Below are 12,588 nucleotides of genomic sequence, written 5' to 3' on the forward strand. Positions count from 1 at the left end.
TCGAACATGCCATAATGTGCGTTACCTCCCTGAAGGAAGCCGCCGATGAAACCGGATCTCAGAACCCTCGACCTCAACCTGCTGAAAACGCTGGATGCGCTGCTCGATGAACGCAGCGTGACGCGAGCGGCCGCGCGGCTGTCGCTGACCCAGCCCGCCGTCAGCGGAATGTTGACCCGGCTGCGGGATAATTTTGGCGATCCGCTGTTTATCCGCGCTCCGCACGGCATGGTGCCGACGCTACGCGCCCAGCAACTGGCGCCGGTAGTCAAACAGATCCTGAACGATATCAACACCCTGCTACAGCCCGCACAGTTCGACCCGCTCACCGCCGACGTCACCTTCACCCTCGCCGCCACCGACTATGCGCTCAAAGCCGTGGTGGTGCCGTTTATCGCCGCCCTGAAAGTGCGCGCGCCGATGATTCGCGTCCGGGTGATCCCCGTCGAACCAGAGCGGCTGACCGCGCAGTTTGAGCAGGGGAAAATCGACCTCGCGCTGCTGACCCCCAGCACTACGCCGGGCGATCTGCACAGCCGCACGCTGTATGAGGAGCGCTACGTCTGCATGCTGCGCGCCGACCATCCCGATGCCCAAGTGCCGCTGAGCCTCGACCGCTTCTGCGCGCTGGAGCATATTCTGGTCTCTTACGAGGGCGAGAGTTTCTGGGGAGTAACCGATGATGCACTGGCAAAAGTCGGCCGCAAACGCCGGGTCGGACTGTCGGTGAGCAGCTTCCTGGTGCTGCCGGAAGTGCTGGCCGTCAGCGACATGATTGCCGTGGTGCCGAGCCGCCTGGCCCGCGCACGCGCATCAATCTGCGTGCAGGAGCCGCCGGTGGCGATTCACGGTTTTACCAAAAGTATGGCCTGGCACGAACGTAATCATCGCGACCCGGCGCAGCAGTGGCTGCGCGAACTGCTGCATGAGACCAGCCAGCAGGCATAAAAAAGCCCGGTGCAGAACCGGGCAAAGAAGTTACCAAACACACTTACGCCATTTTTAACTGCTGAATCTTTTTCTCACGGCGAATTTTACGTTCTTCAAACACGGCCACGATGGCCATCAGGCAGATACAGCCGATAGCGGCGGTATCCAGCGCGGCGAAGGTGCCAGCCCAGCCGGTGAGGCCGAAGACTGGCGTGCCGTCGGCAATCATCCCCAGACCCAGCTTGGCGAAGCTGTCGCCAATCAGGTAGGCGAAGGTGCCTTTGATACCATCGGCGGCGCCGATCGCTTTTTTCGGTACGAAGCCCACCGCGGCCACGCCAATCAACAGTTGCGGGCCAAAGACCAGGAAGCCGAGGGCAAACAGCGAGGCCAGATAGACGTACTGGTTGCTGGCATGCTGATAAACGCCCAGCGTCGCGATGATTAAGGCCAGCGCCACGCACGCCACCAGCGCACGACGGCCGTTGGCGAGGTCGGAGAGCCAGCCCCACAGCAGGGTGCCCACCAGCGCGCCAACTTCAAACAAGGTAAAGCCCTGAATCGCCACCTCTTTAGAGAGCTTCAGCTCCTGGAAGGCGTAGACCGTAGACCACTGGTCGATACCGATACGCACCACGTACAGGAAGATGTTGGAGAAGCACAGCAGCCAGATCACTTTGTTTTTCAGCACGTACTCCACAAAGATCTGCCACTTGGTCATGTCGTTATCTTCGGTCTCTTTGTCCTCTTCGCTGATCTCTTCACCGAACAGCTCTTCCGCTTTACCGAGGCCATAAGATTCCGGGGAGTCGCTACCAAAACGCAGGCCGATAAAGCCCACAATCAGCGCGATGATCGACGGGAAGATAAACATGCCGATGACGTGACCGTCGAACAGGACGTTAGCCCCAAACAGCGCTACGCCTGCCGCACCCGCACCACCGAGGTTGTGGGAGATATTCCACATGCCGAGGTAGGAACCGCGCTTGCGGCGAGGCGTCCACTTGGTGATGGTCGAATAGCTGCACGAGCCGCCGGTACTCTGGAAGAAGCCGCTCAGGCCATAGAACGCGATCATCAGGAACAGGCTGGTTGAGCCCGGCCCCATGCTGGCGCTGAAGCCGAGCATACAGATGGCGGAGAGGATCAGCATCAGCGGCAGGAACTGCTTGGTGTTCTTGCCGTCGGCATAGTAGGAGACCAGCGTTTTACCCACGCCGTAGGTGATCGAGAAGCCGAGGCCAATCATCCCGAGCTGGGTCATGCTCAGCCCGTAGGTGGAGATCATGTCGTTCTGCGCGATGTTAAAGTTCTTACGAATCAGATACATCGTCAGGTAGCCGATAAAGACCACCAGATAGGACTGCATGAACGGTTTGAACCACATTTTGCGCCGCACGTCGAGCGGCAGATCCAGGGTCGGCTTGCGCACCTGGTTTAGAAAGGCCAGCATAGGACACTCCCGAGCTAATTTTTGGTACCTGCGAATGGCAGACATTGTAAAAATCAGCCGGGAAGCACGCCTGAGACAGCGTCCAGGTGAAACCGGGAAAATTTCCTAGTTTTAGGTCATTCGTCTTAGAAAGGTGAGGCGGGTCACGCTTCTCGCGGTGCCTGGGCGTTCAGGAACGGCAGCAGCAGCAGCGCGGAGATGCCCGCCGCGATGGCAATCACCACGAAGAACCCCGTCCAGTGCCACACTTCCATCACCTTCGCCAGCGGCCAGCCGGAGAGCGACGCGCCGAGATAGGCAAATAGCCCGACGAAGCCGGTGGCCGCGCCCGCCGCCTCTTTGTGCGAGCACTCCGCCGCCGCCATGCCGATGAGCATCTGCGGGCCGAAGACGAAGAAACCGGTGGTGAAGAAGCACGCTGCCTGCATCACGTAGCTGGCGAACGGCATCAGCCACAGCGAGCCCACCGAGAGTAAAATCCCGGCGGCGAAAATCAGGTTCATCGGCCCACGGTTGCCGTTAAACAGTTTGTCCGAACCCCAGCCCGCCACCAGCGCGCCGATAAACCCGCCCAGTTCAAACATGGTGACCGCCGTATTCGCCGTGACCAGATCGACGCCCAGCGTTTCGGACATATACAGATTGCCCCAATCGTTGATTGCCGCGCGCACCACATACACCAGCACATAGCACAGCGACAGCAGCCAGATGTAGGGGTTGAGCAGCACGTAGCGGGTGAAGATCTCTTTGCGCGTCAGCCCCGCCCCTTCCTGCTGCTGAGCAATCTCCAGCTCGTCGTGCCGCCAGTCGCCAATCGGCGGCAGGCCAATCGCCTGCGGTCTATCACGCAGCCGCCAGCAGAGGAACAGACCGACCACAATCGCCATGGTTCCCGCGATGGTCATCCCCGCACGCCAACCGTAGTGCAGCGCCGCCGCCCCCATAACGATAGGGATCAGCGCGCCACCGACGTTATGCGCGGTATTCCAGATAGCCCACCAGCCGCCGCGCTCGTTGCGCGAGTACCAGGCGGTGAGCAAGCGGGCGCAGACCGGCGCGCCCCAGCCCTGGAAGAAGGCGTTCAGCGCCCACAGCAGGGCAAAGGCCCACAGCGAGGTCGAGAAGCCAAACAGAATGTTGACCACTCCGGTGGCAATCAGCCCGATGCCCATAAAATAGCGGGCGTTGGAGCGGTCGCTGACGATACCGGAGATAAACTTCGATAGCCCGTAGGTGATGTAAAACAGCGTCGCCAGCAGGCCAATATCGCTACGGGTCAGCACGCCAGTGGTGAGAATCTCCGGCACCGCGGCGTTGAAGCTTTTGCGGGTGAAGTAAAACAGCGCGTAGCCAAGCCAGATGGTCAGCAGAATATGCCGCCGCCAGTAGCGGTACTGAGCATCCACTTCCTGCTTATCGGTGATGCGCGGTGCGCTGGCCGGAGCCTTGAGAAATTGAAACATCGCCGTTCCTTACACGTAGCGCAGAGGCAAAGAGACGCTGACCCGCGTGCCGTGCATGCAGGAGATAGTGAGCGAGCCGCCGAGCGCCGTCACGCGTTCGCGCATGCCGGTGAGGCCAAAACCCTGTTGATTCGAGCCCGGCGGCAGGCCGCTGCCATCGTCTTCTATCACCAGCATCAGCCGCTCATCTTGCTGCCAGCCCTGTAGTGTGACTGCGCTAGCGTTGGCGTGCTTCACAATGTTGTTGAGCCCTTCCTGGCAGACGCGGAACAGCGTCACCCGCTGGCTTTCACTCAGCGTTGATTCATCAATTCGCCAGTCGAGGTGGCTGACGATACCGCGGCTTTCCAGCTCCATTTCGCGCATCAGCGAGCGGATGGCCTGTTCCAGCGTGAGGTCGTCGAGCTGACGTGGGCGCAGCCGCCCCAGCAGGCGGCGTACGGCATCGTAAACGCCCAGTGAAAGCTGTTCGATATGCGCCCCGCTCTGCTTCACGCCCGCGTTCTCCGGAGCCAGACGCTGCACAATGCCCGCCTGAGTACGAATGGCGGTGATGGTCTGGCCAATATCGTCATGCAGCTCACGCGCCACGTCGCGGCGCACGCTCTCTTCGGTTTCCAGCAGACGCTCCGCCAGCCGGTGGTTGCGCGCCAGTTCGTTTTGCAGCGACTGATTCAGCTCACGCAGCCGCTGAATGCCCGCACCGAGCAGCAGCCCGGTCAGGCTTTGCGCCAGCAGCGAGAGCAGTAAATCAACGGGGTGATCGTGCCAGGTCTGGCTGGCAATCAGGGCGATGGCGTTCATCAGGGTCGCAATCAATGCGCCCTGCCAGCCGTAGTGCCAGGCCAGCGCGATGATCGGTAACGCGAGACAGAATGGGGTAAAGCGCGACAGCTCTGCGGGTAAACCGAGCTGCAGCCACAGGCTGACGGTAAACAGCAGCAGATACCAGACCAGATGCCGCCCGCGCCAGTTCACCGGCTGCGACACCAGCGCCGGGCCGAGCGGCAGCCAGGTGGTGCTGGTAAGGTAGTGCCAGAATACGAGGCAGATAGGGGCCAACGTTAGCCCGCCGGTTAAGGTCAGCAGTAAAGCGTTCAGCGCCGCTTCCCCTTGCCACAGCCAGGGCAAAGATTGCAGCAGCGCCGCCGCCGTCAGCGCCGCGCCCTGGAGCAGCAGCGTGCGCCAGTCGCGCTGATGGCGATAGCGGGAGATCAGCGCCACCGGCAGCAGCGTCAGTGCGCTTCCGGTCATCAATAATAACGCGTGATCCAGCGCCACTTCCTGCGCCAGCCAGTAAATCAGCAGCCACTCTGCGCCCACCAGCACCGACCAGTAGCCGCGCGGGCATTGCAGCATTAGCCCCAGGCGCAGACCGAACGGGAACAGCAGCACCGCCAGCGCCGGGCGCTCCACAAGGTGCAGGCTGATGCTCCACAGGCAAAACCACGCGGCGGAGAAGATAAAGAAACAGGCGACAACGGTAATGCACCGCGAAAAGAGGGTATTCATCACCAGCCGTCAAACATGCGGCGCGCCAGCTCGACGTCGTTGCTGACGCCCAGCTTTTCCATCAGATTAGCGCGATGAACGTGCACCGTTTTCGGCGACAGCCCCAGCTCGGCGGCAATCTCTTTTACCGCCATCCCCTGCGCCAATTTTTCCGCCACCTGACGTTCGCGTTTGGTCAGCGGGTCCTGACGGCCCGCCGCCAGTTTGACGGCGATATCCGGCGTTAAGTAGCAGCCGCCGGTCGCCACGGTGTGCACCGCAGCAATCAGTTCGTCCGGGCTACAGCGTTTGGAGAGAAACCCGCGCGCGCCCGCGTTCAGCGCCTGTTCGACCAGTGCCGGGCTGTCGTGAACGGAGAGCATGATAATGGCCATGCCTTTTGGCAGCTGGCTGAGCAGCTCAAGGCCGGAGATATCCGGCATCGAGATATCGCAGATGCAGACCTGCACGCCGCGCCCCGGTAGCCCCGCCAGCGCCTCGCGCCCGGAACCAAACTCGCCGACCACCTGCAAATCAGGCTCAAGACCGAGCAGTTGGGCAAAGCCGGAGCGGACGATAGTGTGGTCGTCGATAAGGGCAACGGTGATCATAGATTCCATCCTGGCGGGTAAAAAAAACGCGCCTACCTTAACGATAAGCGCGCGGCTGTTCAAGTCTTGAGCGGGTTACTCGAAGAAGACGGTTATCTTGTTGAACATCGATGGGTCAGACTGGTTGCGGGTCACTTTCACCACGTCTTCCAGCTTGTCTATCTGGCTAATCATCTGCTCGAGTCGCTGATCGTCGTTGACCAATAGCCAGATGCGGCTCTTATCGCTGTCATGGATAGGTAGACAGAGAATGCCTTCCACGTTGAAGGCGCGGCGGGCAAAGAGCCCGCAGACGTGAGTCATTACGCCCGGATGGTTGCGCACGGTGAGTTCCAGAATAACGTTGTCATGAGTCTGTTGTTGCATGGCTTATTCCCCCACCATTTCGGTATTTGCCGCACCCGGCGGCACCATCGGATACACTTTTTCTTCGGCGTCGATGCGCACGTGAATCAGCGCTGGGCCCGGACGATTGATAATCGCCTGCAGCGCCGCCTGCGGGTCAGCTTCATTGTTCAAGTCGCAGGTTTCCAGACCGAAACCGGCGGCAATCTGCATGAAGTTAATCATGCCTGGGTAGGTGGCAGCAAATACACCCTGTTTGTAGAACAGGCTTTGCTGCTGATGCACCAGCCCCAGCGCTTCGTTGTTCATCAGGATGATTTTCACATCCAGCTGATTTTCCGCCGCCGTCGCCATCTCCTGGATATTCATCATCAGGCTGCCGTCGCCGGAGAAGCACAGCACTTTTTTGTCCGGGTTCGCCAGCGCCGCACCGATAGCCGCAGGCAGACCAAAGCCCATGGTGCCAAGGCCGCCGGAGGTCAGCCACTGGCGAGGGCGGTTCAGCGGGTAAGCCTGCGCCGTCCACATCTGGTGCTGACCAACGTCGGTGGTGATAATCGCGCTGTCGTCCACGCAGGCGGCAACGGCGTTGATCAGGCCATAATGGCTGAGCGGGTCGCCCGCTTCAGGAATGGCGCCCGGGAACTCTTGTTGCAGTTCGGCCACTTTACCGCGCCACGCATCGCGCGGCTGCGCGTCAATTTGCGGCAGCAGTTGGGCCAGCACGTCGTCCACATCCGCCTGAATCGCCACGTGTGCCTGTTTGATTTTACCCAGCTCGGCGCGGTCGATATCGACGTGGATAATCTTCGCGTTCGGGCAGAATTCGGCCACTTTACCGGTCGCCCGGTCATCAAAACGCGCACCTAAAACCACCAATAAATCAGATTGTTGCAGAATGAAGTTGGTGCTGCGTGCGCCGTGCATACCCAGCATACCTAATGACAGCGGGTGCGCTTTCGGCAGCATGCCCAGGGCCATCAGGGTCATGGTGGTCGGCAAGTTGGCTTTTTCCGCCAGTTCGCGCACGCGGTCCGGGGCATTGATCACGCCGCCGCCCAGATAGAGCACCGGACGCTGCGCCGCGTTGATCATCGCCGCCGCTTCGCTCACGCTCTCAGCGCTGAATTCTGGCGTTGCCGCACGGTCGCCGGGTTCCGGCAGTTCACTGATGTCGATTTCCGCCGTCTGAACGTCCTTAGGAATGTCTATCCACACCGGGCCTGGGCGGCCAGACTGGGCAATCCGGAAAGCATCAGCAATAACCTGCGGTAATTCATTGATGTTACGGACTAAATAGTTGTGCTTAGTGATGGGGATAGAGATGCCGTAGGTGTCGACTTCCTGGAACGCGTCGGTGCCGATTAACGAGGAGGCTACCTGGCCGGTGATACACACCAGCGGAATAGAGTCGAGGCGCGCATCGGCGATGGCGGTCACCAGGTTGGTCGCGCCCGGCCCGCTACAGGCCATGCACACCGCCGGTTTGCCGTGGGTACGCGCCATGCCCTGGGCGATAAAGCCCGCGCCCTGCTCGTGTCGCGCCAGAATATGGCGGATCTGCGTGCTCTGGCTTAAGGCGTCGTACAGCGGAAGCACCGTGCCGCCGGGGATGCCGGTCACCATGGTGATACCCTGACGTTCCAGTAAATGAACGATTAATTGCGCGCCGGTAAAACGCGTGGTCTGTGATGTTGTGCCCGAAATTGCCATGCTCCAGTCCTTTCAACTAGGCCGACTATCCGGAGGGGGCTAGAAACTAAAAACCCCGCCCGGTTTGCGCCGGCGGGGTTTGGAATCGTGTGTGTTCCTGACCCTACGGCGCATTGCCGACGACCACCACCACACGCACGACGACCACCGCGGCTGGTAGCGCGGTTTTTAGTAGGGTCGAAGTCAGCATTGATGGGGTCATTAAGGGTCTTCTCTCAATTCGTTTAGTGAATTTATACAAACACAGCTTTTTTCTGCTGACAATAGAAATATTTTCATCTGCGCAAAAATACAGCAAAGATCACATTATTGCGGTCAGGGAAATTATCCAGGCTGTCCCATCTTTCCCCTATTTCTGGCCTTGGTCACCGCCCGTCGGCTGTGTTAAATTTTGGTGAAATCTTCCTGAGCAACGCATTATCATGACGCTTTCTGTTTTCTGTATTTTGCTGTTTGCCGCACTTTTACACGCCAGTTGGAACGCCATCGTTAAGGCGGGAAACGACAAACTCTATTCGGCTATCGGCGTCACCGGCTCCGCCGCGCTCATCGCACTACTACTTTTGCCCTTTGCCCCTGCCCCCTCGGCGGCCAGCGTGCCATTTATGGTCGCCTCCACCGTCTTGCAGGTGATTTACACCGTACTGGTGGCGAAGACCTATCAGATTTCCGATATGAGCCAGACTTACCCGCTGATGCGCGGTACCGCGCCGCTGCTGGTCGCCATCATCAGCGTGCTGTTTCTGGGCGATCATCTTTCAACGCTGGCCTGGGGTGGCATTGCGGTCATCTGTACGGCGATCCTGGCGATGGCATTTAACAGCCGTTCCAGCTCGCAGCGTGGCGTGGTGCTGGCGCTGATGAACGCCGTGGTGATTGCCGGTTACACCCTGATCGACGGTACCGGCGTGCGCCTGTCGGAAACGGCTCTTGGCTATACGCTGTGGTCGTTTTTCCTTAACGGCTCCAGCCTGCTGTGCTGGACGATGATCGCCCGCCGCCGCGAAGCATCGCGCTATCTGATTCAGCATTGGAAAAAAGGCGTGCTCGGCGGCATGGGGACGATGGGGTCCTACGGTCTGGCACTATGGGCGATGACTCAGGCACCGCTGGCGGTAGTGGCCGCGCTGCGTGAAAGCTCGATTCTGTTCGGCGCGCTGATTGCCTGGCTGCTGCTCAAAGAGCGGGTAGCCGGACTGCGGCTGGTGGCCGCTGGCGGCATCGCTGCGGGTGCCATACTGCTGCGCCTCTCCTGACTAAACTGGCAACTATTGTTGCCGTTTACGTGTATAAATCCTGCCTGCATCACACATTTCATTTACATGGCATGTGATTAAATCGTCACCTCATTGTGGTAGATTCCTCTCGCTTTTAGCGCAATTCCTGGACATTTATTCTTATAAACTCAATTTTTATAAAGTTATCAGCGAAATGAAAAGAGATAGAAACGTCAATATCCTGGTGATGCTGGTGTTGCTCGTCGCCGTCGGTCAGATGGCGCAAACCATTTATATTCCTGCAATTGCGCAGATGGCGAACGACCTCAACGTCCGCGAAGGGGCGGTGCAGAGCGTCATGGCGGCCTATCTGCTGACCTATGGCGTTTCGCAGCTGTTCTACGGCCCGCTCTCAGACCGCGTCGGGCGCCGTCCGGTGATCCTGGTCGGGATGTCGATTTTTATGCTGGCGACGCTGGTTGCCATCACCACTCACAGCCTGACGGTGCTGATTGTTGCTAGCGCCATGCAGGGGATGGGTACCGGCGTGGGCGGCGTGATGGCGCGTACGCTACCGCGTGACCTGTATGAGGGCAGCCAGCTTCGTCATGCCAACAGTCTGTTAAACATGGGAATTCTGGTCAGCCCGCTGCTGGCGCCGCTGATTGGCGGCGTGCTGGAGACGCTGATCAACTGGCGCGCCTGCTACGGTTTCCTGCTGGTGCTCTGTGCAGGTGTCACCTTCAGCATGGCACGCTGGATGCCGGAAACGCGCCCAACCGGCGCACCGAAAACCCGGCTTATCAGCAACTACAAAACGCTGTTCAGCAACAGCGGCTTTAACTGCTACCTGCTGATGCTGATTGGCGGCCTGGCGGGTATCGCGGTATTTGAAGCCAGCTCCGGCGTGCTGATGGGCGGCGTGCTGGGCTTAAGCAGCCTGATGGTCAGTATCCTGTTTATTCTGCCAATTCCGGCGGCGTTCTTTGGCGCCTGGTTTGCCGGGCGGCCGAAAAAACGCTTCCCGACGCTGATGTGGCAGTCGGTGGTGTGCTGTCTGGCAGCGGGCGTGATGATGTGGATCCCCGGCCTGTTCGGCGTCATGAATATCTGGACGCTGCTGGTGCCTGCGGCGCTGTTCTTCTTCGGCGCGGGGATGCTGTTCCCACTGGCGACCAGCGGTGCGATGGAGCCCTTCCCGTTTCTTGCCGGTACCGCCGGGGCGCTGGTTGGCGGCCTGCAGAACATTGGTTCAGGCGTACTTGCCTGGCTGTCGGCAATGATGCCGCAAACCGGACAGGGCAGCATCGGGCTACTGATGACGCTGATGGGGCTGCTGATTTTCCTCTGCTGGCTGCCGCTCGCGTCACGCTTTGCCCGCCATCAGCAAACGATGGTGTAACGTATCCGATTAACGCCCGTTAAGAACCCTAACGGGCGTTAATAATTCAGAGTAATAATATTTTGGCAAAACACCAAAACTAATAAATAAAAATAATACAATCACCCCACCCATTGAATTCACGCAGTTAATTAAAATACACGCGAAATAAATTTTACGTATATTTATTTTCTATACTAAAAAACAAATCATACACAAACCATCATATCAGCCGTATTTCAATAGCATTCACCTATCAATTTTGTCATTAAAAAAATTAAAAACAGCTATACAATAACCACTCAGGTATTTAATCTTATTTCCGAATCAAAAATAACTAGACCGTTTTACAAAATGGTATCTATAAGCACGACGTATATCTTGCTTAATCTTTTTCTTAATACCACTACGTACAATGAGTTAAATACCCAACAAACGAATGATAAAACGTTTGAATAATAGGGTTTCTTTACAGCTTTATTGAAATAAGCATTCGTTTCTATGATGCCTAACTAAATAATATTACTCTGGTGATTTTTATGGAAAAACCAGAGGAGTATATGCAGGGAAGTAACTTGGTTACTTCAACAAAATGAAGAAACAATTTTATCTAAAAGGATTAGATATGAAAAAACTCACTCTGGTTAGCTGCGTTGCTGCGGCATTATTCTGCTCAAGCGCCATGGCCGCTGATGATGTTACTGCGTCCTCAACAGCGACCTGGGATGCGTCAGCAACTAAAGACACCACCAGCGCGCTGGTTGTTACCCCGCTGAAATCTCTGAGCTTCCAGTATGCTGAAGGTATCAAAGCGTTCAACTCACAGAATGGCGCTTTCGACATCACGATTAAAGGGCAGTCAGGGGCAACGGATTTCAAACTGACTTCTCAGATTGTCACCAATACCCTCTCCCGCGCCACTGACACCTCCACTCTGGCGGTTGGCGTTCAGTGGAATGGCCAGGCGCTGAGCAACGCGACGCCGGTGACCCTGGTTGACACCGCAAACAATGTCTCTTCAGGCCTGGATGCATTGTCCGTCAGTTCAGCCTATGCGGGTTCAGACCGTACCTCCACCCAGGGGACCTTTACCTTCACGATTGACTCTGCAACCAGCGATGGTTCCACCGATGCTCAGTTTGAAGATCTGGCAGACGGTTACTGGAGCGGTGATGTAAAAGTCCAGTTCAACGCTACGTGGGTAACGGCATAACCCCCCTGCTTACGATGAACCGGTAACGAAAGGCAAGGAGGTCGCATGGATGACCTCCTTATTTAAGTAAGGATACTTTAATGAAAACAAAACGTTTGTTTGCCTTCTTATTTCCACTACTCACATCGTTCCCTGCGCTGGCGATTGGCGTCGGTGATGTCACATCAATTATGTCGCCAGACGAAACGCATCTGGCAAAAGAAATATTTAATAACACCGATAGCGCGCGCTTTGTGAACGTGCGTATTGAACGTCTATCGTCGCCAATGGAGGGCGGAGTTATTATTCCAATGGAAAGCAAATCAGAACTGCTTTCAACGCCTGCAAATTTAATCCTGCCGGGGCAATCAAAAGAGTACTTCCGTTTTATCTACGATGGCCCGTCTGACGATAAAGAGCGCTACTACCGTCTTTCATGGTCCGATGAACCGATTGCAGAATATGAATCAACTAAAAAAAGCAAACTCGGTCAGGCTACAACCTCGGCAATTATAGGTACTATTTTGGTCGTAGCTCCACGTAAAGAGCATTTTGATTTTAAACGTGAGGGCGACACGGTCACCAATACCGGCAATGCCTCGTTCCGCGTCATCTCCTATGGCCCATGCCGTGATAAATCACAGGATCAGGGAAAAGGTTGTCGTGAACGCTATTATTTGATGCCGAACGTCAGCGTAAAAATTAAGCATACCGATCTTAGTAGTAAAAGGACCCACGTAGGAATATGGCATGGTGAAAAGCTTATTACCGCAAACGCAGGGTAAATATAAG

Annotated in this window: 12 protein-coding genes; 5 read left to right on the forward strand and 7 right to left on the reverse strand. The window is 57.1% G+C overall.

Going from position 1 to position 12,588, the window contains the following annotated elements; genetic code table 11:
• The first annotated feature begins 45 nt into the window (after positions 1-45).
• The gene (locus FHC49_RS20790) at positions 46-948 is read left to right on the forward strand and encodes a LysR family transcriptional regulator (RefSeq protein ID WP_220440768.1); all 903 of its coding nucleotides are present in this window, start codon (positions 46-48) and stop codon (positions 946-948) included.
• 43 nt (positions 949-991) lie between these two features.
• On the opposite strand, the gene uhpT is transcribed toward FHC49_RS20790, so the two are convergent.
• The 7 genes from uhpT to ivbL all read right to left on the reverse strand — a co-directional run bounded on the left by uhpT (position 992) and on the right by ivbL (position 8,208).
• Positions 992-2,383 (reverse strand): hexose-6-phosphate:phosphate antiporter, encoded by a 1,392-nt coding sequence (gene uhpT / locus FHC49_RS20795; RefSeq protein WP_185668121.1) that lies wholly within the window; start codon positions 2,381-2,383, stop codon positions 992-994.
• A gap of 143 nt (positions 2,384-2,526) precedes the next feature.
• Positions 2,527-3,846: an MFS transporter gene (locus FHC49_RS20800; protein ID WP_220440769.1), complete on the reverse strand. Its 1,320-nt coding sequence runs from the start codon at positions 3,844-3,846 to the stop codon at positions 2,527-2,529.
• Positions 3,847-3,855: 9 nt separating this feature from the next.
• Entirely contained in the window at positions 3,856-5,358 is a 1,503-nt protein-coding gene (uhpB, locus tag FHC49_RS20805) for a signal transduction histidine-protein kinase/phosphatase UhpB (protein WP_220440770.1), read from the reverse strand.
• The gene (gene uhpA, locus FHC49_RS20810) at positions 5,358-5,948 is read right to left on the reverse strand and encodes a transcriptional regulator UhpA (protein ID WP_185668124.1); all 591 of its coding nucleotides are present in this window, start codon (positions 5,946-5,948) and stop codon (positions 5,358-5,360) included. The genes uhpB and uhpA overlap by 1 nt, the downstream gene beginning before the upstream one ends.
• A gap of 75 nt (positions 5,949-6,023) precedes the next feature.
• Complete coding sequence (ilvN, locus tag FHC49_RS20815; protein WP_035895026.1) at positions 6,024-6,314, reverse strand: acetolactate synthase small subunit; 291 nt, start codon at positions 6,312-6,314, stop codon at positions 6,024-6,026.
• 3 nt (positions 6,315-6,317) lie between these two features.
• Entirely contained in the window at positions 6,318-8,006 is a 1,689-nt protein-coding gene (gene ilvB / locus FHC49_RS20820) for an acetolactate synthase large subunit (RefSeq protein WP_220440771.1), read from the reverse strand.
• A gap of 103 nt (positions 8,007-8,109) precedes the next feature.
• Positions 8,110-8,208 carry an ilvB operon leader peptide IvbL gene (gene ivbL, locus FHC49_RS20825; RefSeq protein WP_072011409.1) on the reverse strand — a complete coding sequence of 33 codons (99 nt, stop codon included), beginning with the start codon at positions 8,206-8,208 and terminating at the stop codon, positions 8,110-8,112.
• 220 nt (positions 8,209-8,428) lie between these two features.
• Between ivbL and FHC49_RS20830 the strand changes: the two genes are divergently transcribed.
• The 4 genes from FHC49_RS20830 (at position 8,429) to FHC49_RS20845 (ending at position 12,581) form a co-directional block, all read left to right on the forward strand.
• A complete protein-coding gene (locus FHC49_RS20830) occupies positions 8,429-9,262 on the forward strand; it encodes a DMT family transporter (RefSeq protein WP_220440772.1) in 834 nt (277 codons plus the stop codon).
• A gap of 175 nt (positions 9,263-9,437) precedes the next feature.
• Positions 9,438-10,625 carry a multidrug efflux MFS transporter EmrD gene (emrD, locus tag FHC49_RS20835; RefSeq protein ID WP_220440773.1) on the forward strand — a complete coding sequence of 396 codons (1,188 nt, stop codon included), beginning with the start codon at positions 9,438-9,440 and terminating at the stop codon, positions 10,623-10,625.
• Between the two features lie 604 nt (positions 10,626-11,229).
• On the forward strand, positions 11,230-11,817 hold the full coding sequence (locus FHC49_RS20840; RefSeq protein WP_185668129.1) for a common pilus major fimbrillin subunit EcpA: 588 nt from the start codon (positions 11,230-11,232) through the stop codon (positions 11,815-11,817).
• Between the two features lie 80 nt (positions 11,818-11,897).
• Complete coding sequence (locus tag FHC49_RS20845) at positions 11,898-12,581, forward strand: hypothetical protein (protein WP_185668130.1); 684 nt, start codon at positions 11,898-11,900, stop codon at positions 12,579-12,581.
• The last annotated feature ends 7 nt before the right edge of the window (positions 12,582-12,588 follow it).

The organism is Kluyvera sp. EC_51 (assembly GCF_019584505.1).
GTDB classification, from domain to species: Bacteria; Pseudomonadota; Gammaproteobacteria; order Enterobacterales; family Enterobacteriaceae; genus Kluyvera; species Kluyvera sichuanensis.

Coding starts and splice junctions, on each gene's coding strand:
- FHC49_RS20790 (WP_220440768.1), top strand. CDS start 46: ATGAAACCGGATCTCAGAACCCTCGACCTCAACCTGCTGAAAACGCTG.
- uhpT (WP_185668121.1), bottom strand. CDS start 2,383: ATGCTGGCCTTTCTAAACCAGGTGCGCAAGCCGACCCTGGATCTGCCG.
- FHC49_RS20800 (WP_220440769.1), bottom strand. CDS start 3,846: ATGTTTCAATTTCTCAAGGCTCCGGCCAGCGCACCGCGCATCACCGAT.
- uhpB (WP_220440770.1), bottom strand. CDS start 5,358: ATGAATACCCTCTTTTCGCGGTGCATTACCGTTGTCGCCTGTTTCTTT.
- uhpA (WP_185668124.1), bottom strand. CDS start 5,948: ATGATCACCGTTGCCCTTATCGACGACCACACTATCGTCCGCTCCGGC.
- ilvN (WP_035895026.1), bottom strand. CDS start 6,314: ATGCAACAACAGACTCATGACAACGTTATTCTGGAACTCACCGTGCGC.
- ilvB (WP_220440771.1), bottom strand. CDS start 8,006: ATGGCAATTTCGGGCACAACATCACAGACCACGCGTTTTACCGGCGCG.
- ivbL (WP_072011409.1), bottom strand. CDS start 8,208: ATGACCCCATCAATGCTGACTTCGACCCTACTAAAAACCGCGCTACCA.
- FHC49_RS20830 (WP_220440772.1), top strand. CDS start 8,429: ATGACGCTTTCTGTTTTCTGTATTTTGCTGTTTGCCGCACTTTTACAC.
- emrD (WP_220440773.1), top strand. CDS start 9,438: ATGAAAAGAGATAGAAACGTCAATATCCTGGTGATGCTGGTGTTGCTC.
- FHC49_RS20840 (WP_185668129.1), top strand. CDS start 11,230: ATGAAAAAACTCACTCTGGTTAGCTGCGTTGCTGCGGCATTATTCTGC.
- FHC49_RS20845 (WP_185668130.1), top strand. CDS start 11,898: ATGAAAACAAAACGTTTGTTTGCCTTCTTATTTCCACTACTCACATCG.